The 23,223-nt window shown below is 65.7% G+C and carries 14 protein-coding genes; 10 read left to right on the forward strand and 4 right to left on the reverse strand.

Annotated elements, in window-relative coordinates:
• Positions 1 to 15 precede the first annotated feature (15 nt).
• The gene (locus tag AB0C62_RS30235; RefSeq protein WP_362978507.1) at positions 16 to 2,847 is read right to left on the reverse strand and encodes an AAA family ATPase; all 2,832 of its coding nucleotides are present in this window, start codon (positions 2,845 to 2,847) and stop codon (positions 16 to 18) included.
• A gap of 889 nt (positions 2,848 to 3,736) precedes the next feature.
• Between AB0C62_RS30235 and msrA (AB0C62_RS30240) the strand changes: the two genes are divergently transcribed.
• From msrA (AB0C62_RS30240) to AB0C62_RS30270, 7 genes are all read left to right on the forward strand, one after another.
• A complete protein-coding gene (msrA, locus tag AB0C62_RS30240; RefSeq protein ID WP_362978509.1) occupies positions 3,737 to 4,249 on the forward strand; it encodes a peptide-methionine (S)-S-oxide reductase MsrA in 513 nt (170 codons plus the stop codon).
• A 79-nt stretch (positions 4,250 to 4,328) separates the two neighbouring features.
• Complete coding sequence (gene msrB, locus AB0C62_RS30245; protein WP_362978511.1) at positions 4,329 to 4,736, forward strand: peptide-methionine (R)-S-oxide reductase MsrB; 408 nt, start codon at positions 4,329 to 4,331, stop codon at positions 4,734 to 4,736.
• A 52-nt stretch (positions 4,737 to 4,788) separates the two neighbouring features.
• The gene (trxA, locus tag AB0C62_RS30250) at positions 4,789 to 5,115 is read left to right on the forward strand and encodes a thioredoxin (RefSeq protein ID WP_362978513.1); all 327 of its coding nucleotides are present in this window, start codon (positions 4,789 to 4,791) and stop codon (positions 5,113 to 5,115) included.
• 137 nt (positions 5,116 to 5,252) lie between these two features.
• Positions 5,253 to 6,449, forward strand: coding sequence for an epoxide hydrolase family protein (locus AB0C62_RS30255; RefSeq protein ID WP_362978515.1), 1,197 nt, complete (start codon positions 5,253 to 5,255; stop codon positions 6,447 to 6,449).
• A 545-nt stretch (positions 6,450 to 6,994) separates the two neighbouring features.
• Positions 6,995 to 8,185 carry an epoxide hydrolase family protein gene (locus tag AB0C62_RS30260; RefSeq protein WP_362978517.1) on the forward strand — a complete coding sequence of 397 codons (1,191 nt, stop codon included), beginning with the start codon at positions 6,995 to 6,997 and terminating at the stop codon, positions 8,183 to 8,185.
• A gap of 467 nt (positions 8,186 to 8,652) precedes the next feature.
• On the forward strand, positions 8,653 to 9,165 hold the full coding sequence (msrA, locus tag AB0C62_RS30265) for a peptide-methionine (S)-S-oxide reductase MsrA (RefSeq protein ID WP_362978519.1): 513 nt from the start codon (positions 8,653 to 8,655) through the stop codon (positions 9,163 to 9,165).
• Between the two features lie 250 nt (positions 9,166 to 9,415).
• Positions 9,416 to 10,261: a Bax inhibitor-1/YccA family protein gene (locus AB0C62_RS30270; RefSeq protein WP_362978521.1), complete on the forward strand. Its 846-nt coding sequence runs from the start codon at positions 9,416 to 9,418 to the stop codon at positions 10,259 to 10,261.
• Positions 10,262 to 10,408: 147 nt separating this feature from the next.
• On the opposite strand, the gene AB0C62_RS30275 is transcribed toward AB0C62_RS30270, so the two are convergent.
• Positions 10,409 to 13,192: an AAA family ATPase gene (locus AB0C62_RS30275; RefSeq protein WP_362978523.1), complete on the reverse strand. Its 2,784-nt coding sequence runs from the start codon at positions 13,190 to 13,192 to the stop codon at positions 10,409 to 10,411.
• 533 nt (positions 13,193 to 13,725) lie between these two features.
• Here AB0C62_RS30275 and AB0C62_RS30280 point away from each other — a divergent pair.
• Entirely contained in the window at positions 13,726 to 15,057 is a 1,332-nt protein-coding gene (locus AB0C62_RS30280) for an aminotransferase class I/II-fold pyridoxal phosphate-dependent enzyme (RefSeq protein ID WP_362978525.1), read from the forward strand.
• Between the two features lie 263 nt (positions 15,058 to 15,320).
• Here AB0C62_RS30280 and AB0C62_RS30285 read toward each other — a convergent pair whose 3' ends face one another.
• On the reverse strand, positions 15,321 to 15,476 hold the full coding sequence (locus tag AB0C62_RS30285) for a hypothetical protein (RefSeq protein WP_362978527.1): 156 nt from the start codon (positions 15,474 to 15,476) through the stop codon (positions 15,321 to 15,323).
• A 561-nt stretch (positions 15,477 to 16,037) separates the two neighbouring features.
• On the opposite strand from AB0C62_RS30285, the gene AB0C62_RS30290 reads away from it, so the two are divergent.
• Positions 16,038 to 19,733, forward strand: a complete 3,696-nt coding sequence (locus tag AB0C62_RS30290; protein ID WP_362978529.1) for a S8 family serine peptidase — start codon at positions 16,038 to 16,040, stop codon at positions 19,731 to 19,733.
• Between the two features lie 153 nt (positions 19,734 to 19,886).
• Complete coding sequence (locus tag AB0C62_RS30295) at positions 19,887 to 22,112, forward strand: SpoIIE family protein phosphatase (RefSeq protein ID WP_362978531.1); 2,226 nt, start codon at positions 19,887 to 19,889, stop codon at positions 22,110 to 22,112.
• Positions 22,113 to 22,176: 64 nt separating this feature from the next.
• Here AB0C62_RS30295 and AB0C62_RS30300 read toward each other — a convergent pair whose 3' ends face one another.
• Positions 22,177 to 23,178: a helix-turn-helix domain-containing protein gene (locus AB0C62_RS30300; protein WP_362978533.1), complete on the reverse strand. Its 1,002-nt coding sequence runs from the start codon at positions 23,176 to 23,178 to the stop codon at positions 22,177 to 22,179.
• Positions 23,179 to 23,223: the final 45 nt, after the last annotated feature.

Genomic DNA, 23,223 nt, shown 5'->3' on the forward strand with positions numbered 1-23,223 from the left:
CGGGGGCGGTGGGTATCATCTTGATGGCCGTCGGCCGCTCAGGTGTTGACGTTCAGCCAACCTGGGTTCCGAGGGTGACAACGCCGAGCGAAGTTGTCTACGGGAGCTCACTCCGAGCTTGGCGAATATGTTGCTGAGGTGCCACTCGACTGTACGCGGGCTGATGAAGAGGTAGTCCGCGATCTCGCGGTTGGTGTAGCCGCTCTGTGCCAGCTTGGCTATCTGTGTTTCTTGGCTTGTGAAGTCTGTGGTCGTGGCGACTGTTCGCTTACGTGCGGTCTCTCCCGTGGCAAGTAGTTCTCGATGGGCGCGCTCAGCGAAGCCTTCGGCACCGATCTTGCTGAACGTCTGGTAGGCGGAGAGGAGTTCGTTTCGACTCTCCTTACGACGCATGTGACGCCGCAGCCACTCTCCGTAGAGAAGGCGGGCGCGAGCCAGGTGCACGACAACGCGACACTCTCCGAGATGCTTGATGGCTTTCTGATACAGCTGATCAGTTTCTTCGTCATCACTGAGCATTGCTCGGGAAAAGGCCTCTGCACCCTGGGCCCATTCAGTTCCGCTGATGCGTGTTCGTTCCGTGAGCTTGTCCAGCGCCGCTGCTGCGGCGTCCCTGTCTCCGCTGTGGGTCGCGGCCTCGATCAACTCGACCAGTCCCCAGCCGTAGATTCCGAGATCTTCGTAGGAGCATGCATCCGTCGCAGCTGACAGTGCCGAGTCGTAACGGCCCAGGCCGTTGTAGAGGACCGCGTTCGTGTACTCGGCCAGGGCCACAGCGCGTCCCTCGCCTCGACTTTTGGCCCCTGTCAATCTGCTGGCAATCAGGGCCCGAGCCTCCGACTCACGCCCCCGCCAGGCGGCGAGCACGAGGGACGCGTGCTCCACAGGTGGGCTACCCGTTGCCTCACAGAGTGCTGATGCCTCTTCCACCAGAGCTTCCGCCGCTTTGAAATCGCCGGCGTGGACGTGGAAGCACGCTTCATAGTTCAACGCGAGGGGCAGAACGGCGAGGGCTCCGGATTGGCGAGCGATTCTTACGCCGTTCGCAGCCAGCTCCTGCCACGCGTCATCGTCCCAGAGCTCAGCCGCGAGAGGTTCCGGGGCAACTGGGCCTGCCAGCCGAAGGGCGTTCCTGTCAATGGGAGTTGTGGGGCTTTGGTCCCTCCGGACAGTCTCGAGCGCGCGACGTAGGGCGGCGGCACCCGCTGCGTAGTCATCGAGGATCTGGCTCGCTATGCCGTCGAGCACGGCGTCGACCGTCCGAGGCTGGTCCGGAAGTGGAACAGCGCGAGAAGCCTCGGCGATCTCCCGCTCGACTGCTCCGTCATTGAGGCGGCCAGAGACGATCGTCTCACTGAGCGCCTCCAGCAGGGTGTCACGGGCCATGGCCGGGTCAAGGGGGCTGAGACGTCGTGCGGCATCTAGCAGAAGCCGAGCTGAACTGCTCCCGCGGACCCGGGGGACCAGCTGTGCCCGAAGCCGCTCAATGCGGGCGCGCTGCAGAGCGTCGAGAGGTCCGTGTTCAGCGAGTGCCAGCATCTCGAAAGGCGCGTCCCCCCCGCCGGCGTCGATCCCCACCTGCGCTGCGGCCAGCGCGCGCGTGACACGTTGAGCGGGATCCGGCGTCAGCTCTGCCGAGCGGCGCAGGAACGAAGCTGCCGCAGCGGCTCCTCCTCTGTCCCTGGCTCGACTTGCTGAGCGTTCGAGGTCGGCGGCAACGGACTCATCCGGCTGGGTGGCGGCATGAGCACGATGCCATGCTCGACGATCTGGATCCAGAGTGGGATCAGTGGCTTCGGCCAGGGCGCGATGAACTGTCCTGCGGTCGGCGACCGACGTCCTGCGGTAGATGGTGGACCGCGCCAACGGATGCTGGAATCTCACGTTGATTCCGAACTCGACGAGCCCCCCGACGTCGGCCGTGGCATTGGCATCCATGGGTATGTGCTGTAGATGGGCCGCGCGCCACAGGAGGCCGACGTCTCCGGTCGGTTCAGCAGCGGCGGTGAGCAGGAGTTGCCGACTGTCGTCCCTCAGTGACATGAAGCGCTTGTAGAAGGCGTTCTCGATGTAGCTCTCAGGGTGATGGCTGCCTGGAAGCCAGAAGCCGCCGGCCAACTCCTCGGGTGCGAGGGTGCGGGGCAGATGCAGGAGGGCCATCGGGTTGCCGTGTGCCTCGGCCACAATGCGGTCTTGTACCAGAGGGTCCAGGGGTGACGGCATCGCGGACGAGAGCAGTACGTGTGCGTCGCGGTCGCTGAGGCCCTCGACGAGCAACTGTGGCAGACGGGCCAGCTCGCCGCCGCTGTGGGAGTCCCGCAGAGCGAAGACGAAAGCCACGGGTTCGGCCACCAGACGCCGGGCGACGAAGCCGAGGACCTGCATCGACCCTTCGTCGAGCCAGTGAGCGTCGTCGACAAGGCACAGGAGTGAGCGGTCGGGGTTCTCGGCCGCGCCGGCGAGCAGGCTGAGTACCGCCATGCCCACCAGGAACTTGTTGGGCGACTCGCCGTCTTTGAGGCCGAATGCGACAGACATGGCGTCGCGTTGGGGTCCCGGGATGCGGTGCAACTGGTCCAGTATCGGTGCGCAGAACTGGTGGAGACTCGCGAAGGGCAGCTCCATCTCCGACTCGATGCCCGCGACTGCGAGGACGCGGAACCCGAGTTCAACGGCCCGGCTTGCTGAGTGGTCGAGCAATGCGGTCTTGCCCATCCCGGCCTCTCCACGCAAGGCCAAGACCTGACTGCTGCCGGACTGGGCAGTGAGCAACGCCTTTTCAAGGATGGCTAGTTGTTCATCCCTTCCCACTAGTACGGCCTGCTTTTCGAAGCCGGGGTCGTTCATGAGTTGATCTTTCGCGACTGGGGCCGTCGATCGGCCCGATAGTCAGGTCGAACCGAGACGTGTGGCGGCGCGGACAGACAAGCCCGCGTACAGCTGTGCCCGCCAAGCGCTTGTTGGGTGTCTCTCGCTCCTCGAAGGCAGAGGAGACTGTCATGGGATCGATCCGGGGTCCGGGGATCTGGTGCTGGTCCAGTTTCGGTAGGCGGAGTCCGTGAGGGCTCAGAATGGGCGACTGCATACCGGCCGTAGCGCCTACGACTGTCAGGGCGGGAACCCCAGGACTCGGGAAACGGTGCGCAGCGTCGTCCGGCGAGATGGCCTCGCTCGTTGCTGCCTCTCCGCGAAGGGGCGCGACCTGGCTGTTACCGGAGTGGGCAGTGGGCGTCCACCGCCCCAGGGCGGCCGGTCGCTTCTGCCTTCCCTGTGGTGCGGCCTGCATTTCGAAGCCGAACCTGTCCATCAGCCGATCTTTCGCGGTGGTGCGCAGTCGCTGACCTGGTTCCCAAGTCGAATCGGGACGCTTGAGTGCGTGTACATGCCTACTCCCACTACAGGAGTCCCATTTCTGCGCAAAACGCCAATTTATCACTTTCGGCGAGAGGTGTCCTACCCGGATTCACCGGCTCCTGGGTGGCTTGAGGGAGTGGCCCCGGCCCCCGCCTCGGAGCTCGGAACCACCGGCATGACCCGCAACGGGTCATGCCCCGGGAGTTTCCCTGGGGCGAGGGACACGCCCGCTGTTCGAAGCTGTTCATGACGCCTGCATCGAGGGCCTCATGACCGTCGGGCTTCGGCGGGCAAGAAGGTGACGATTCACGGGCCTGACGAAACCGGCCGTTCCAGCTACCGCCGGAGCGTACGAATACCAGACATCAGAGGGAGATAGGCCATGAGTGGGGAACACCAGACAGCGTGGCTGGCGGGCGGATGCTTCTGGGGGATGCAGGAGTTGCTGAGGACGCTGCCGGGCGTTCTCTCTACTCGTGTCGGATACAGCGGGGGCGACACTCGAAATGCTACCTACCATGATCACGGCCAGCATGCAGAATCGATCGAGATCGTCTTCGACCCGGCGGTGACCAGTTACCGAACGGTATTGGAGTATTTCTTCCAGATCCATGATCCGACCACGAAGAATCGGCAGGGCGGCGACCACGGTGTCGACTACCGTTCCGCGATCTTCTATCACGATGACGAGCAGCGGCGGATCGCGGAGGACACGATCGCGGACGTCAATGCCTCGGGTCTCTGGCCCGGGAAGGTGGTCACCGAAGTCGTGCCGGCCGGTGAATTCTGGGAGGCGGAGCCGGAGCACCAGAACTACCTCCGCAACTATCCGAACGGATACACCTGTCACTTCCCGCGTCAGAACTGGAAGCTTCCCAAGCGTGCAGCGGCGTGACGGATGAACGCCCCTCGTGAGAAGCCGTGTCAGTGGAGATGCGCCTGCCGTTGTCGCGACTGATCGAAAGGTGAGTGCTGTGACGTACGAGGTTGAAAAGACGGATGAGGAGTGGCAGGCGGAGCTGTCGCCGAACGAGTACAAGGTGCTGCGCCATGCGGCGACGGAGCCGGCGTTCCGAGGGGAGTACACGGACACCAAAACGGAAGGTGTCTACTCATGCCGGGCGTGTGGGGCGGATCTGTTCACGTCCAGCGAGAAATTCGACTCACGCTGCGGCTGGCCCTCCTTCTACGACCCGAAGGACAACGAGGCCGTCGAACTGGCCGAAGACCGATCGTATGGCACGGTGCAGACCGAGGTCAGGTGCGCGCGATGCGGATCCCACCTCGGGCATGTCTTTGAGGGCGAAGGCTTTCAGACCCCCACTGACAAGCGGTATTGCATCAATAGCATTTCACTGCGCTTGAGGCCGGACTCGAAATGAGGGAGGTGCATCTCTCAGGAGGCCGGCGGGTTCAACATCTAGGAGATTTCAAGTGACTGTCAATGCCGTAACCGATGCATCCTTCGCCGAGGTAGTGCTCGAGAGCGAAAAACCAGTCGTCGTCGACTTTTGGGCTGCATGGTGCGGACCATGCCGCCAAATTGCATCGTCCCTGGAAGCTATAGCCGATGAGCACGGCGACAAAGTCACAGTCGTCAAGCTGAACATCGACGAGAACCCGGAAACAACAGCCAAGTACGGAGTCCAGTCAATCCCCACGCTGCTGATCTACTCCGGGGGAGAAGTGGTACACACCGTCATCGGTGCCAAGCCGAAGTCTGCTCTGGAAAGCGAACTCTTCGGCGTCGTCAGCACCTGAGCAGCGCCCGAGTCTTGACCGTGAAAGTCGCACAACCCCAACCACGGGGTTTTCACTGGGGCGATCGTGACGTAGGGGGACGAACCTCAACTGGTAGATGACACGAAAAAGCGCCAACTAACTGCAAGGAGAACAGAATGTCTGTCATCGATGACACGACAGTTCAGCCGTTCACGGTCAACTTCTCCGACGAGGACGTCGCCGATCTTCGTCGGCGCATCGCTGCGTCGCGCTTCCCTGAGAAGGAGACGACTACAGACCTCGAGCAAGGCACTCCTCTCGCGACCATCAAGGCGGTCGTCGACTACTGGGGCAACCACTACGACTTCGGCAGGGTGGAGAGGAACGTAAATGCTTTCCCGAACTACATGACGGAGATCGACGGTCTGGACATCCACTTCATTCATGCGCGTTCACCGCACGAGGATGCTCTGCCCATCATCATCACCCATGGGTGGCCTGGTTCTGTCGTCGAGCAGCTGAAGCTGATCGACCCGCTCGTCAACCCGACGAAGTACGGTGGGTCCGCCTCAGACGCGTTCCATGTGGTTGTTCCGTCAATGCCCGGCTACGGGTGGTCAGGCAAGCCCAGCGAGGCGGGCTGGTCGACGGAACGCATCGCGAAGGCCTGGGCCGTTCTGATGGACGAGCTCGGCTACTCGCGCTACGTGGCCTCTGGCGGCGACTGGGGCGCAGTCGTGACGGAACTGCTGGCACTGGAGAAGCCTGCGGGCCTGGCGGGTATCCACGTCAATATGGCCGGTGTTGTTCCGCCCGAGATTGACGGGGCGCTGGCGACGGGCAATCCGGTCCCTGCCGGCACCGAGCTCTCCGAAGAAGAGCAGGCGACCGTCGACCAACTGAAGTACGTGTACTCGCACGTCGCCTACGCTCTCGTGATGGCGTCTCGCCCTCAGTCCCTGACTGGTCTTGCCGACTCGCCCGCGGGCTTGGCGGCCTGGCTGCTCGACCACGACCGCGCCAGCCTGGAGATGATCAGTCGAGCGTTCGTCGACGGCGAGGAAGGGGGTCTGACGCGTGACGACGTGTGCGACAACTTCACGCTGTTCTGGCTGACGAACACCGGAGTGTCTTCCGGTCGCCTCTACAGGGAGAACAAGGCCACCTTCTTCGGTGTCAAGGGAGTCACCGTTCCGACGGCTGTGAGCGTCTTCCCCGACGAGATCTACACGGCGCCGAGGAGCTGGACGGAGCAGGCGTACCCCAACCTCCTTCACTACAACCAGCTCCCGAAGGGCGGGCACTTCGCAGCCTGGGAGCAGCCGGAGTCCCTCGTGAGTGAGCTTCGCACGGGATTCCGGTCGCTGCGCTGAACGGACCTGTCTCGTCGTGTGCACGCCGATACGGCGGCCGAGTCATCAACGACTCGGCCGCCGTATCGGCTGTGCGGATGCTTTATCCGGCCTGCCTGCTTGCGGTTCGGTTGCGCGCGTGCGCCGTCTACGGACCTGTGAGGTGCATGGTCACGGGGCGATCATGCGCAGGGGGCGGGCCCGGCGGCATCGAGCGCGAACTCGACGCGCGGGGTGGGGCCGCGATGGAGGAGCACGCCGTCGACGAGAGCCGCACGAGGGACAGACATCGTCGGTCGGCAGGGGTAGCGGCTGCCGAGCCGCTGCGGACGTGTCAGGTGACTTAGAGAGGTCTGCGGGGGCTTTCCGGGAATCTAAGTCACATCGCAGATGCCCAGGTCAGAGCCAGAACCCACTATGAAGGGGCACCGGGAGACAGCAACGGCCGCCCGTCGCTGGATCAGTCCGCAGAAGAGACACGTGTCTCTTCCCGTGGGGCCATGTTGTCGAACCGGCTCAGCACTTCACAATTGCCCGTTCGAAGTTCAAGTATCAAGGGGAAAAGAATGTCTGCCACGCCCGAGATCCGCCCGTTCACGTTCGAGTTCACGGACGCCCAGCTGGAGGACCTGCGGTCTCGCATTCTGGCGACGCGCTGGTCCGAGAAGGAGACTGTCAGCGATCAGTCCCAGGGCCCGCAGCTCGCGACGGTGCAGGAGCTCGCACGCTACTGGGCGTCGGAGTACGACTGGCGCAAGATCGAGGACAAGCTGAAGTCGCTGCCGCACTTCATCACGGAGATCGACGGACTCGACATCCACTTCATCCACGTCCGTTCCAAGCACGAGAACGCTCTGCCGCTGATCGTCACGCACGGATGGCCGGGCTCGATCATCGAGCAGCTGAAGATCATCGAGCCGCTCACCAACCCCACGGCCCATGGCGGCAGCGCGTCGGACGCCTTCGACGTCGTGATCCCGTCGATGCCCGGTTACGGGTTCTCGGGCAAGCCGACCACGACCGGCTGGGACCCCCAGCGCATCGCCCGTGCCTGGGCCGAGCTGATGAAGCGCCTTGGCTACACCAAGTACACGGCGCAGGGTGGCGACTGGGGCGCGATCGTCACGGACTTCATGGGTGCGCAGGAGCCCGAGGGCCTGGTCGGCATCCACACCAACTTCGCCGGAATCGTTCCGCCCGCGATCGACGCCGCGCTCGCCAACTTCCAGCCGCTTCCGTCCGGCACCCCGGAGCTCAGCGAGGAAGAGCAGGCCACGGTCGAGGAGCTGCGGTTCGCGTACTCGCACGTCTACTACGCCTACCTGATGGGATCCCGCCCGCAGACGCTGACCGGCTTCGCGGACTCTCCCGTCGCCCTGGCCTCCTACATGATCGACCACGACGCGGCCAGCCTTGACCTGATCACCAGGGCCTTCGCCGGTGAGGCCACCGGTCTGACGCGGGACGACGTCCTCGACAACATCACACTCTTCTGGCTGACGAACACGGGCGTCTCCGCGGCCCGCCTCTACTGGGAGAACAAGAGCGCCTTCTTCGGCGTCAAGGGCGTCAAGCTTCCCGTCGCCGTCAGTGTCTTCCCCGACGAGATGTACACGGCGCCGAAGAGCTGGTCCGAGCAGGCGTACCCCAACCTCGTCCACTACAACCGGGTCGCCGAGGGGGGTCACTTCGCGGCCTGGGAGCAGCCGGCGAGCCTCGTCAGCGAGATCCGCACGGGTCTCCGCTCGATGCGCTGAACGACGGTCTCCGACCGTCTATAAGGCCATGCGCCGGCTCGGTGGGTCCGAGTGGTCTCGCAAGAGACCCTCGGACCCACCGACTTGAGCGGCGCCGCCGTGCGTCGCGACGAGAATCGGCAACCAGACGTTGGACAGGCGGATTGCTCCATGTGCTGCTCGACGGGCACCTGCGCCCACACCGATGGTCGTGGCCAGTTCGCTGCCCACGGCGTGGGCGACGAGTTCTGTAAGGCTGGATTTGATCCTGGCTCCATCAACTCCGATCGATGGCTGAGCCCCTCCACTGTCTGGTCCTGGACGGCGACAGCGGTGTCGTTTGGCTACGGTCCCGCCACGGGGCCCTCGGATGGGGACACACCCACGGTGTGCCGCCCCGGCAGCCCCGCTAATGACAGATCTGAATGAAGCCCCGCGAAGGGGGCGATCAGCAGACAGCTCCCCTTGTGAGAGGAACACAACGACTCATGACCATCGCGACGGAAAGAGCAGTGCTGGCCGGCGGATGCTTCTGGGGCATGCAAGAACTGCTCCGCACGCTCCCAGGTGTTGTGAGCACCCGGGTCGGATACAGCGGCGGCCACGCACCCCACGCGACATACGAAATGCACAGCGGCCACGCCGAGTCGGTCGAGATCACATTCGACAAGGCCCTAACCGACTACCGCACCGTCCTGGAGTACTTCTTCCAGATCCACGACCCGACCACGGTGAACCGACAAGGCGGTGACGTGGGCCTCAGCTACCGCTCCGTCATCTTCTATCTCAACGAAGACCAGCGACGTGTCGCCAAAGACACCATCGTCGAGGTAGACAACTCGGGGCTGTGGCCGGGAAAGGTAGTGACCGAGGTGCTGCCGGTCGGCCCGTTCTGGGAAGCCGAACCGGAGCACCAGGACTACCTTCGCCAGAACCCCGATGGTTATACCTGTCACTTCCCGCGGCCCAACTGGCGGCTGGCGGCGCGGACAGAGTCCTGATGGAGCGGTCCATCGCTCCGGCCTGCGAACACCGGCCACCGGTGACCAAGCAGCCGGGGCCGTTGGCAGATGCGGGGCTCGCAGCCGTCGCCGCATTGATGGGACCCGGAACGGCGAGCTCATGAGCGGCCGCACTCGGCGAGTCGTAACGGCCGAGGCTGCCACGCACCACCGGCCAACGCTCCGGCATCAACCGAAAATGCTCGACCGCGTTCCGGCAAGGGCACGCGAGACCCCGCGAAGGAGCGGTATGAACAGCAGCAACCCGGTCTTCTCGCGACGGGGATTCGGTCGCATCGACTCGGCAAAGAGACCGCAGGGCCCAGAAACCTTCGAGGATGCCGCACACGGCAGCCTGTTGACCTCCGCCGCCGAGAGGGCTGAACGCACGGAGGCCGATACCGCCCCCTCCACCGTGATGACGATCGACGACGTCGTGACACGCACCGCCCTGACCCTCGGTACGGTGATACTCGCCGCAGTGCTCTCCTGGGTGTTCCTGCCTGTCGATGATGCCAACATCGGCAGGTCGACCGGTATCGCCGTCGGCGCGGCCCTGGGCGCGCTCGTCCTCGCGCTGGCTCAGGCCTTCAAACGCAGGCCGTCACCACCCCTGATCCTGTCGTACGCGGCGCTCGAGGGCGTCTTCCTGGGCGTCATCTCCAGCATCACCTCCACGTTCATCTCTCCGGGTGTGGTGACCCAGGCAGTACTGGGCACACTTGCCGTCTTCGCCGGCGTGCTGATCGCGTACAAGAAGCGCTGGATCCGCGTAACTCGCCGGTTCTACGGCTTCACGACTGCCGCGGCCGGCGGATTCGTGCTGCTCATGATGGCCGACCTCCTGTTCAGCGCGTTCGGTGCCGGGAACGGCCTCGGATTCAACAGCGGCGGCCTCGGCCTCGTCTTCGGTGTCATCGGCATCGTTCTGGGCGCATGCTTCCTCGCCCTGGACTTCAAGCAGGTGGAGGACGGGATCGCCGGCGGCGCGCCGCGCGAGGAGTCATGGCTGGCGGCGTTCGGTCTCACCATGACCTTGGTGTGGATCTACCTTGAGGCACTGCGGGTGCTTTCGATCCTGCGAAGCGAGGACTGAGGGGGGTCCGGTCGGCTGGTGAACGCGACTGGGCCGACACCCCCGAAGCCCGTTCGATCGGGGGGACTCGGCTCAATCACCGATGAGGTTCTCGGCCCGGCCAATGGCGGGCCGAGAACCTCTGCCGCTGGTCATCTCACGGAACCATCACGGCTCCAGGGCGTCTCGCAGCATGGCTCGCGATGTGATGCCCAACTTCGGGTAGATCTGGTAGAGATGGGCTCCGACGGTCCTGTGTGAGAGGAACAGACGTTCCGCTACTTGTTTGTTGGTCAGGCCGGACGCAGCGAGCTTGGCTATCTCAAGTTCCTGAGGCGTGAGCGCACCCACGTTGGCTGTCCCGCTTCGGCGTGTGCTTCCGCCTGCCGCTCGCAGTTCGGTCTCGGCACGTTCTGCCCACGGCCGGGCGCCAAGATGTTCGAACGTCGACAGCGCGGCGCTGAGCGGCCCTCTGGATTCCGTTGTTGCTCTGACGCGTCGCAGCCGCTCACCATAGGCCAGTTGAACGCGGGCGAAGTCGAATTGCCATCGTGCCGCCCCTGAGACGGTCAAGGCTTTGGTGAAGAGTTCGAGGGCCTCGATGTCGTCCGTGGTGGCAAGGGCATCGGCGGCATGCATCAGCAGGGCGTGGCGTGACGAGATCCGCGCCACGTCGGCCTCCCGCATCGCTCGCACGTGGGCTGTCGCCTCCGCCTGCCGGTTGGTCCGGACGGCAGCTTCCACCAAGTCCATGGTCACCCACAGAGCGTGCGGCGCATGAGAGACGAGGCTTCCCGCGGGGCTGATGGCATTGGCGTGCTCATACGCGTCCGCGAAGTCGCCGCGGCCCAACGCGGCCACAGTTGACGCGTGATGTGCGTAGTGCGCGGCGCAGTAGGCCCGCTGGCGCATGGCCCTATGGATGATCTGCTCGGCCTTCGCGTCCGACTGGGCCGACTCCCCGCGTGCGGCGTCGAGGATGGACTGGATGTACAGGAAGTACCAAGCGAACGCGGTGTAGCCGTGTGTTTCGCACAACTGGACTCCCTCGTCAGCCAGTTGAGCCGCCTCGTCCCACATTCCGGTGAGGTAGTCGTCCAGGCAGAGATGTATCAGGCCCGACATGTACCGGCGCGCCGGTCCTCCGTCGCGTCCCATCCGGACCACTCGCCACGCTGCTTCGCGGACGTCCGCGAGTCGGTCGGCGTAGAGGGCAGCGGTGCCCGCACGGGTGATCTGGACGGGGTCGGCGCCGTTGGCGAGTTCCGCGATGAGTGTGTCGAGTTCACCCTGTGCTGCCGCACCGGTGCGCGCCGGGTCGGAGAACGTCCTGCTCAGCGCTACCAGGATCACGGGCGCTTCGGGCGTCATCTTTTCCAGCGCTCGGTAGTAGGGCTCCCACAGGTCCCGGCGGGCGCCGAAGAAGCAGATCAGCGCAAGGGTGTGCAGAGCGTCGACGAGTGATTTGTCCTCGGCGTCGTAACCATGCGTTCCGCCTTCGATGGCAGACACGAGCAGCCTGTGTGCCGTGTCGACCTCGCCGTCGCCGTTCAGCAGGAGAAGCGCGGCGGCCGCTGCCGAGTGCAACAAGCCGGTCAGATTCCGAGGCGCGTGCCCGGCATCGTCCAGGAGCTTTTGGGCGCTGGGGAGGGCACCGGTGGACTCAGCACCCACGTAGGCCGCCTCCGCGAGGCGGCGGTCCCGCTCGGATCCCTGCGGGCTGAGGTCGGCGGATCTGATCAGCGTCCTCATGCCGCTCACGGCATCACCTCGACGCAGAGTGATGGACGCCGCGGCCTCGAGCAGTGCGGCGACATCCTCGTCGGGTTCGACGGTCGCCTCACCCAGGTGCCAGGCCCGCCGCTCGGGCTGATCCACGAGGACATGGGCGAGCGCAGCGTGTACGGCACGGCGTTCGCCGCTGGTGGAGTTGTCCACCACCGCGGAGCGGATGAGGGGGTGGCGAAATCTCAGCCTTCGCGCTCCCTCGTCGATGTGGACGAGTTCATCGCGCTCGGCAGGGGTGAGATCGGCCAGCTCGTAGCCGTCGTTCGCATGCCGTGATGCCGCCTGGAGCACCCCAAGATCGCCGACGCCCTCCAGGGCGGCCAGCAGAAGAAGGCGCTGTGACGGCAGCGGCAACGTGGTGATCCGCGAACCGAACACGGCCTCCAGGCGCTGACTGAGCGGCAGCACAGGCGGGATTCCGCCCTGGGAGGTTCCCTGTTGCATCGTGTGGAGCGCCGAGGGCAGCTCCAGCAGGGCCAACGGGTTGCCGTGCGCCACCGTCAGCAGGCGCTGACGTGCGCCGGCGACCAGGCCCGGAAACCGGGCGTTCACTAGATGCTCGGCCGATACCTCGTCCAGCGGTTGCAGCCAGAATTCGGGCAGCGCACCGCTGTCGGCGAGGTTGTGCGAGCCCGACCGTGATGCCGCGAGGAAGCTCACACCGATACCGGCCGCCCGACGGGCGACGAATCCCAGTACGGCCGCGCTGGCCCCGTCGAGCCAGGGCAGGTCGTCCACGATCAGCAGCAGCGGGTCACCGGCCGCCACGGTGCGGAGCAGGAGCAGGACGGCATTGGAGACCAGCAACCGTTCCGGTGCTGAGCCGCTCTCGAAGCCCAGAGCGATGCGCAGGGCGTCGCGGAAGGGTGCGTCGAGTCCGGCCAGTGCCTCCTGGAAGGGAAACAGGACCTGGTTGAGCCCCGAGTAGCTGCAGTTCGCCTCGAACTCCACTCCAGCCGCGCGCAGGACCCTGGTCCCCTGTGACTGGGCCTCCTCGGCGAGGACGTCGAGCACGGCGGTCTTTCCGACTCCCGCCTCTCCCGAGAGCAGCAGCGCGCCGCCTCCGGCTCCGATGTTGAGGAGACCTCGGATTCGCTGAAGGTCAAGGTCGCGGCCTACCAGGTCGTCGACCCTGCGGTGTGTGGTGGAGTGGCTGTCGATCATTTCACGCTCTCAATATTGTTCGCGGGACATTGGGAGTGGATTTGAAGGTGCTGAGGTGTCCGGGGTGTTTGGCTCTGCGGTACATCGCCGCTGATGTGCCGCGGCCGGCCGAGGGCATCTGAGGGACACGTCGTCGGCTGTCGGGGTGGCCAAGCGGTGGCGATGAGTCCTTCGCGCCTGTGGCTTCCCGTTGCCGTCTGCGACGTCCAGCGATGGATGATCCGCCTGGGCCGTCTCGGTGTGCCGCGAGGTAGTTGCAGGCTGAGACCGATGCGGCGAGGCGGCCCCGGGTGGCTGCGTCCCTAGACCCGTTTCACGGGCAGGCCGGGATGCAGCGCCTGGGGGCAGTCAGGACGGCTCGTCGCGCGGCCTGACCGGCGGCACGGCGCGGCATCACCGATCGGCGACTGGTCGACGGTGGAAGGGCCGACCGGGCCAGGAGGCGTCGGGCTCGGACGCGGGCCGTGGACACCGTGACGGAGGGCGGGGACGATATGGTGCAATCCTCTTTGAACTAATACATACTGGTGATTGTGGTAGGAGGGTACACGTTCGTGGGACGCGGTGCTGCGGAGATCGCGGCGAGCGTCGAGGGCGCCGTCAGGCAGGGCTCACTGGCACCGGGCGCCGCACTCCCACCTGTTCGGGAACTCGCCGACCGGCTCGGGGTCAACCCCAACACCGTCGCCGCGGCCTACCGGCAGTTGCGCGACCGCGGTGTCATCGAGACCGCGGGCCGGCGGGGGAGCCGGGTCCGATCACGTCCCGCCACGACCATGCGAGACGAGTTCGTCCTGGAGGTCCCACCCGGTGTACGGGATCTGTCGACCGGCAACCCGGACATTGCACTGCTCCCACCGTTGGACGAGGCACTCGCCGAGGCTGCCGCCCGGCATGCACGTCGGCCGATGCTGTACGGGGACATGCCGGTCGACGACGAACTGGGGCGGCTCGCCCGCGACGCCTTTGACGCCGACGGCGTACCCGCGGGGCCTGTCGCGCTGACCTCCGGGTCTCTGGATGCGATCGAGCGCGCGCTCCTGACCCATCTGCGGCCTGGCGACGCCGTGGCCGTGGAAGACCCCGGCTGGGGCAGCATCTTCGATCTCATCCCGGCCCTCGGGTTGCGGCAGGTGCCCGTCGGCGTCGACGACGAAGGCCCTCTGCTCCCCGACGCGGAACAGGCCCTGCATCAGGGAGCACGAGCCCTGATCGTCACCGACCGAGGCCAGAATCCGACCGGAGGCGCGATCTCGGCCGCCCGGTCCGAGGACCTGCGGTCCCTTCTCGCGGACTACCCGCAGGTACTCGTCATCGACGACGACCACGCGCACGGCCTGACCGAGCTTCCGCTCCACGCGCTCTCCGGCAGCACGCCGCACTGGATGCTCGTCCGCTCCACAGCCAAGGCGTACGGCCCGGACCTGAGGCTCGCGGTTCTGACCGGCGATCCACTCACGGTCGAGCGGGTACGCGGTCGCTACCGCCTCGGCCCCGGCTGGGTCAGTAGCCTCCTCCAGCACACCGTGGCCCACCTCTGGCGTACCGAGGTCCTGGACACCGCAGCGGTCTCGGCCTCATACGCCGCCCGGCGCAACGGGCTGCTGACGGCACTGGCCGACCGCGGCGTCACCGCCTTCGGCCGCAGCAGCATGAACGTCTGGATTCCCGTACCCGAGGAGACCGTGGCGGTTGCCTGGCTCCTGCGCTCCGGCTGGGCAGTGGCCCCCGGAGCCCGCTTCCGGCTCTCTTCGCCACCAGGTGTCCGCGTCACGGTTTCGCCCCTCACCACAGACGACGCAGTGCCTCTCGCCGAGGTCATCGCCGTCGCCGTCCGCCCACACCGCACCGGGAGGTTCGCCTGAAAATCCGGGCACGCGGACCGGGACCGCATGCGGTCGGACATCGGTGGGGAACGCTCACCACAAGGTATCGACGGCCTGGGCAGTTGCCCGGCGGGCGGCCTGGGCCGACGACAATTCGTCGAGCATGACGAGTACGGGATCGACGGCAGAGTGACGACAATCCCCTCAGGGCGCAGGCCACGCACCGCGTGAAATCGGAAGCCGTCGGCGCGAGAACCGGCTTCCTTGAGGGGCAGACGCGGTCGACTGCGGGCGGGACCGTGTCACGCCGACAGTTCCAGGAACTCGGGCAGCTTGGGCCGCCGATGGCGCCCCTGCCCCGGCAGTCGAAGATCCCTCAAATGTTCGGATGCGGCGCCACCGCGGTGCCGGCCTTTTCTGTGGTCCGCGATGACTGGCAGGATCGGCAGGTACGTCACGAAACTCTCCTTGAATAAATGAGGAATCTGCGGTGGAGCCGGATGGGCTCCATGAACCGTTTGCGGAAATCAACCCGCGGGACAGTCCGCGATGGTTGAGCGCCCAGGGCGGACGGACCGCATCGGTTCACGCGGCACTCCATGGTGAATGCGTACCGGAACATCCGTAATCAGCCGGCTGACCTAGATTGCGGCAGGGGTTTCAGCGGCTCTCTAGGTAACGTGACACGGCTCCGCCGTCGGGCGTCATCGCGGATGCCCGACCTGGTGCAGCATCCGGCTTCGCAGGTAGGACGGCCTCAGCAAGAAGATGCCCCGTCGGCCGTGCCGTCGGCCATGAGGCGACAGCGGCGTGCTTGCCGGTACCTGCCGTGACCAGCCCCGCGCGACGCCCGCAGGCCCCAGGCCACCGGTCCGCGCTCGCGTCTGACCGTGGCACACATGCGCCATGTCGCGACCCCGACAATCCAACCCCTTGCTGCGTGGTTCGAGGCGGTCGGATCATCCAGGTGATCATCGTCTTCGCCTTTTTCGTTTGGGGTTCATTTGCCTGTCGTCCGCATGCCCAGCCCCACGTGCGTCGCGCTCGCCGCGATCGCTGCCCTGACGCTCAGTGCCCTGCCTGTCGCGGTATCGGCCTCGGCGGAAAGCCTTCCGCCCGCCGCTGACGTGGGCGACAGGGAGGGTGGCCGAGGAGAAAGCACACACACCGTCACGCTGATCACGGGCGACAAGGTCACGATCGCCACCGCAGCGGACGGCACTGTCGTTCGGTCCTTTCAGGCGGCGGGCGGGGCCACGGCCGGCTTCCATCGCGCCGTCGTCGACGGGTCCACGTACGTCTATCCCGATGCCGTCCTGCCCTACATCAGCGCAGGAAAGCTGGATGCACGACTGTTCAATGTGACGCGCTTGATCGCCGACGGCTTCGATGACTCGAGCAGCAGTCGACTGCCGCTCATCGTCAGCTACACCGCCACAGCGGCCAGGTCGCGTACACAGTCGAAGATCGCCGGTTCGAAATTCGTGCGTCGACTGGAGAGTGTGCAGGGGGCGGCCCTCGCACAGAATCGAGGCCACGCCCCGGAATTCTGGGACGCGCTCACCGGTGGTTCGGTCACGACCGGCCGTTCGGCGAAGCCTGCCTACGCCGCGGGTATCGACAAGGTGTGGCTGGACGGAAAGGTGACCGCTGACCTGGCCGAATCCACGACCCAGATCGGTGCTGAGCGGGTGTGGGCGGAGGGGCAGACCGGCGAGGGAGTAAAGGTCGCCGTCCTCGACACCGGAGTGGACACGGAACATCCCGACCTTCTGGGGCGGATCGACACCAGCACCAGCTTCGTCCCGGGCGAGGACGTCACCGACCGCCACGGTCACGGAACGCACGTCGCGTCTACGATCGCCGGAACCGGCAGCGCTTCGGAGGGAAAGGAACGCGGGGTCGCCTACGACGCCCGGCTCGAGATCGGTAAGGTACTCGACTCCGATGGCGCCGGACAGGAGTCCTGGATCATCGCCGGCATGGAGTGGGCCGCTCGTGACCAGCGCGCAAAGATCATCAGCATGAGCCTGGGGGGAGACGGCGACGCCACCGACCCCATGAGCACCGCGGTCGACCAGCTCAGCCAGGAGACAGGCGCGCTGTTTGTCGTCGCGTCCGGCAACAGCGGCCCGGCCTCCATCGGGAGCCCCGGTGCCGCGGACAGGGCGCTGACGGTCGGCGCCGTCGACTCCGAGGACCGTCTTGCCGACTTTTCCAGCACCGGCCCGCGTCGCAGCGACGCAGGCCTGAAACCCGAGCTGACAGCACCGGGTGTCGACATCCTCGCCGCACGCTCCCAGTATTCGCGAGGCTCATCGGGCTACTACACCAAGATGAGCGGCACATCCATGGCGACTCCGCACGTCGCTGGGACTGCGGCACTGCTCCTCGGCGCTCATCCGGACTGGACGGGAGCACAGTTGAAAGATGCTCTCGTGAGCAGCACGAAACCGACCCCGTCCTACACCCCCTATCAAGGCGGAAGCGGACGACTCGATGCTGCGGCCGCACTCCACGCCTCGGTCTTCGCGACCTCCAGTGCCTACTCCGGGTTTCACAGCTGGCCGCCGAAGACGGGAGAGACAGACGTACAGCGGGTCACGTACTCAAACGTCGGTGACACCACGGCCGTCCTGGATCTGGCGGCAGACTCACCCGCGCCGACCGGGACGTTCGAGCTCTCCGACCAGCGAATCAGCATTCCCGCACATGGCAACGTAACGGTCTCCCTGACCGCCCATCTGGACAGACTTCCCGCGGACAAGCAGATCAGCGGCATGATCACCGGAACGGACGCTGGCGGCAAGATCCGGGCCCGCACCCTGATCGGCGCCTACAGGGAAGGCCCCCGTCACACCCTGACGGTCTCGGCCAAGAGCAGGTCAGGCGATCCGCTCGCCGGCAGAGTCTTCCTCACGGCGGAGAACCTCTGGACAACCCTGGACCTCGACGAAGCCGGGACCGGCACCATTTCGCTGCCGGAAGGCGCGTACAGCGGGTGGGCCATCGCGGACGTGGAGGGAGCCAACGGACCGCACTCCCTGGGCATGGCGCTCCTCAGCTTCAACGACATCCAGCTGGACCAGGACCGCACCATCACTCTGGACGGACGCAAAGCCCGTCAGATCCTGGCACGTCCCCCCAAGGACACCACTGCCACGGCGCCCCGGCTGGACGTCCATCGATCCTTCTCGAACAGCCTGGCCGAGACGTCCATGCTGCCCGGCCCGTCCTACGACAGCATCTGGGCACTGCCGACCAGCAAAAAAGTGAGCAACGGCAGATTCGAGTTCGGTGCACGCTTTCGGCTGGAGCAGCCGGCACTGACCGTGGGCACCGGGTCGAAGACCTACGACGACCTACTGGTCAAGCGCGCCGTCAAGCCGCTGCGCGAAGGCACCCGGTCACTCAAGGCGGTCTTCGCGGGTCAAGGCACGAGAGAGGAAGTCTCCCGTCGCAAGGTCCTGGGGCGCGCCGTCGTGGTCAAGGCCGCGGACACGGACACCATTCGAGCACAGGCGGAAGCGGCCGCCGCGGCAGGGGCCGAGCTGCTCCTCATCGTCCATGAGGGTGTCGGCCGTCTGCAGCCGTGGGACGAAAGCCCGTGGGGGCCGGAGAGCCCCGCACCGCTGACCGTGGCGACTCTCAACGCCGACCAGGGAAGCGACCTTCTCGCCCGGCTTCGAAGAGGCGCGGTCACCTTGAACGTCGCCTCGCACCCGACCACCAAGTACCTCTTCGACGTGGTGCATCACTGGGCCGGGGGAGTCCCGGCCGATCCGAGCTGGAAGGTCGGGCCACGGGATGTCGCTCGCGTGGACGTTTCCTTCCGCAACCACCAGCCCGGCAAGGCTTTGCAGTTCCGCGCCGACATCTGGCAGGGATGGGCTGTCGGAAACATGCTCACGGCCCCCGCACAAGGCGAGCGCACCGACTGGGTGACCTCCGAAGCAGCATGGCTTGACGACGCGGCGATTGTGGGCGAGACGGCACAACACTCCCTCGACGTCCTTCGCTACCCCGCGGGCACGGCCCATCAAGTCAATTGGTTCGGCCCGATCCAGCGCCCTCGGATGGGCCCGCTGGGATATCAGCCGTCACGCTATCTCGACGGCGTCGTCATCCCGGCCCCCGGCTGGGGTGACTCCGGCGCCGGCCATGTCGGGGACTCCCACGCGAACTTCGACGTGAAGAACTGGATGGCTCTCTACCAGGGGGACAGGCAGCTCGACTGGGGCAACGCTGAGATACTCAGAGTCTCAGAGCTCGAAGCGCAGCGCCTGCCGTATCGCCTCGTGCTGGACAACGAGCGCGGGACCTGGGCCAATCCGTACTCGACGAAGACCTTGACGGAGTGGAGCTTCACCTCGGCAGCCAGCACGATCGAGTCAGCGGAGCCCCTGCCGCTCATACAACTGGACTATGGCGTGGACACCGACACGCAAGGCCGTACGAATCGGCGTGCGGGTCTGACAGTGGCCGCTTCGCACCTCCGCGGCACGACGTCCCGCATCGCGGCGATCTCCGTCGAGGTCTCGTACGACGACGGCCTGACATGGCAGCGTCCTGAACAGGACCGACACGGTGGGAGCACACGTACGCGGCTGCACGCTCCCTCATCGGTCCGCTTCGTCAGCTTGCGGGTCACCGCGGCCGACAGCGCTGACAACAAGGTGACGCAGACCATCACCAGGGCGTTCGGTTTGCGCTGACGCTTGTGAAGCACGGTTCCGGGCGCGGGGGCAATGGAATTGCTCCCGCGCCTCGTTCACGCTGACGGGACCTGAGCCGTTCGGGGTAGCCCTCGGGTGCATCACGCCCTTCGCCGTCAAAGTGGGCAGTGATGAAGGCGGAGGTGCTTTCGCATGCCCTGCGACGAGGTGCTCGTACTGATTGATGACAGCGGTCGAGTGGTCGAGTGGAAAGACGCCGCCGAGAACCGGTTCGGCTGGCCTGCCGAACAGCTCGTCGGCCGGTCGCTGACCACGTTCCTGCAGCATCTCGCCACTGCCGAAAGATGGCAGCGCGAGGTACGTGCGGGCACCACCGGACTCGTGATCAGGCCCGTCGTGCAGGGTGCCTCTCTGCTGTGGCAGGTGTGTGCGTCACAGAGTGCTGCGGCTGGGCACGACCTGGCGGTCCTGGAAGCCCTGCTCACCCGGTCGCCACTCAGGATGCACATCCTCGACGATCGCCTGCGCGTGGTCCGCACGAGTACGGAGGCCGGCGGGTTCCGTCCCTTGGCAGAAAGCATCCCGTTCACCGAGGTGTGCGGCTTCGCCGGCCCCGAGGACGAGACGGCCGTAGCCCACGGCGTGATGGAAGACGGCAGGGCGGTGGTGAACAGGCTCGTCTGGAGCACCACGTCACCGGACCGACCGACGCGTCGCCTGCACCTGGTCTCCTACTTCCGCCTTGAGGACGGCGACGGCCATGTGGTGGGAGTGGTGGCGACCGCTGTCGACGTCACCGCGCGGGAGTACGCACGGGCACTGCTGGACAGAGTCCGAACAGAGGTGGGCCATCGCCTGAGTGTGACGGATGTGTGCCGGGAGTTCGTGCAGGCGCTGGTTCCCGATTTCGCAGAAGTCGTCGACGTCGAGGTCGTGGAAGAGGTCGTACTCGGAGGAGAACCTCCCGCTGCTCCTCTTCTCGGCGATGTTGCGTTGCGCAGGGTGGCGGCCGAGGGCCGCGCGCCGGCACAACCGCTCGGATACGTACACGCCTCGCCGGCCGGCACCCCCGCCTCGCGTGTCCTGTCTGACCTGCAACCACGCCTCATCGCCGGCGATGAAGACAGCCCGTGGCTCGCCGCCGATCGGGCGCGCGCGGGGGCGGTTGACCCACTGCGTGCTCGCTCCGTGATCGTGGCGCCTTTGGAACTGAATGGTCAGGTCCTTGGCTTGGTCAGCTTCCATCGCCACCATCTGGACGATCCCTTTTCAGAGGACGACCTCGCTCTGGCGACTTCGATGTGTGCGCACGCTGCTCTATGCGTCAACAATGCTCGCCAGTACATGCGTGAATGGATCATCGCCTCCACCGTTCAACGCCGACTCCTTCCTCAGCGGCCGGCGGCTCAGCCCACCATGGAAACCGACGTCCTGCACATCCCTGGGTCGCAGGGTGGAGGGACCTGGTTCGATGTCATCGCGCTGCCGAGCGAACGGACCGCGCTGGTTGTCGGCGACGTGGCCGGACAAGGGATTGCCTCGGCCGTCACGATGGGATTGCTGCGCACGGCCGTCCACACGCTCATGGCCCTTGACCTGGAGCCGGACGAACTTCTGGCACGATTGAGCGACACCGCGACCCGGCTTGCCAGTGAACGAGCCGCGCTGCCTCCGGAGGACTCCCTGCAGCGGGAGCCGCTGACCGCGAACTGCGCGATCGCCGTCTACGACCCGATCGACCTCACCCTCACCCTTGCCAGCGCCGGTCCCACGACGCCGGTCGTCGTGTCTCCGGACGGGACGTCGATCAACGTGACGGTCCCTGAAGGCTCCTCATTGACCGCAGGGGACATCAGTCCGTATCCCGTGACCACCGTCCACCTGGTAGAGGACAGCATCTTCGCGATGGGCACTCCTGCGGCCCCGCTACGAGCTCTCCTGGAGGGCGCCGGTGGGCGACAGCTGGCCGACCTCCGCGCCGATATCGCCCGTGGCTTGTCGGAGCAGAACAGCGAAGCGATGGTGCTGCTGGCCCGTACCAAGGCGCTGGCGGCGGAGCGCGTCATGACCCTCGAACTCCCCGACGGGTCGGAAGCGGCACCGATGGCACGAGCGGCGAGCCGACGCCAACTCGAAATCTGGGGAGTGGACGAGGAGATCGGGTATGCCTGCGAACTCATCGTCAGCGAGCTCGTCGGAAACGCAGTCCGCTACGGAGCCCCACCCCTACGCCTGCGCCTCATCTACGATCAGATGCTGACCTGCGAAGTCAGTGACACCTCCCCGGGCGCTCCGCGGGTCATGCATGCTCGCAGCAGCGACGAGACAGGGCGGGGACTGTACATCGTCGCGAGCCTCACCGATCAGTGGGGGATTCGCTACCGCGAGCAAGGGAAGATTGTCTGGGCGCAGCAGTAGACGGGCGCAGCGGTTGCGGGCACAGCGATAGAGGGGCGGTGGCCCGGAGCGCGTCCACCCGTCATCAGATCCAATTTCGCCGTGCTGCGTGCCAGCCGAGCTGCATTCTGGTGGAAACACCCGCCAGGTTCATGAGTACTTGGAGCCGTCGCTGGACCGTCCGCCTGCTCACCCCCAGCTGTCCCGCTATCGAGCCGTCGGTGATGCCGGCGATCATCAGGGAGACGAGGTGCTGGTCTTCCGGCGAGATCGACGCTTCATCGGTCGACAGTCCCGGTCCGCCTATTCCTCCCTCGGCTGTGACCCGCAGGGGAGCCCCGACCTCCCAGTAGCGCGCGAACAACGAAGTGAGTGCTTCCAGCAGGCTGCTCTCGCGAATCACCATCGCTGACACCTCACGCGGAGTGTCAGCGGGACCGGTTGACGTGAGCGGACAGATGGCGACCGTTCGGTCTGCAACCACCATACGGAGCGGCAGAGCAGGCACGGCGCGGGCCATCTCGCCCGCGCGCACCGCCATGACTACGTTGTCAACGGTGCCGCCTTCGTCGAAGAAGGCTCGTTCGTAGAGGACTCGATACTCGACACCGCGGCGCAAGGCATCGAACTCCGCACGGTTCGTCCCGGAGGGCATGGCAACGTATCGAGCCTTGCAGAACCACAAGAGGTCCTCACGCGCACCGTCCTGGATCTGCTGCAATCGTTGTCTCACCGCTCCTGCGCCGGTGATGATTTCGACCACGCGCTCCACGTCCGAACCCCGGCTGTGGTGACGGTATGCATCCATGAGTTCGGCGATGGCGACACGTGCTTTGTTCAGGTCTTCAGTGCTGCGTTCGAGTCGAGGCATCAGCGCCACGTCAGGAGCGCTCGGTGCGAATTGTCCGGGAAGCCCATCCACGGTATGGACAAGTCCCTTTTCCTCGAGGGTGACAAGGAGTCGTCGCGCGGTGTCCTCGTCGACTCCCGCAGCGATGGCCGCCTCTCGTGGTGATGCCGCTACGCCCGCAACGAGGGAGCGGTACACATCGGTCTCCATCATGGAAAGACCAACTGCCTGCAGCATATTCTCCATTGTCATCCTTCATGCCAGGGTTCGGGTAGTCCGCTC

This window comes from Streptomyces sp. NPDC048643 (genome assembly GCF_040650615.1).
Taxonomy (GTDB): domain Bacteria; phylum Actinomycetota; class Actinomycetes; order Streptomycetales; family Streptomycetaceae; genus Streptomyces.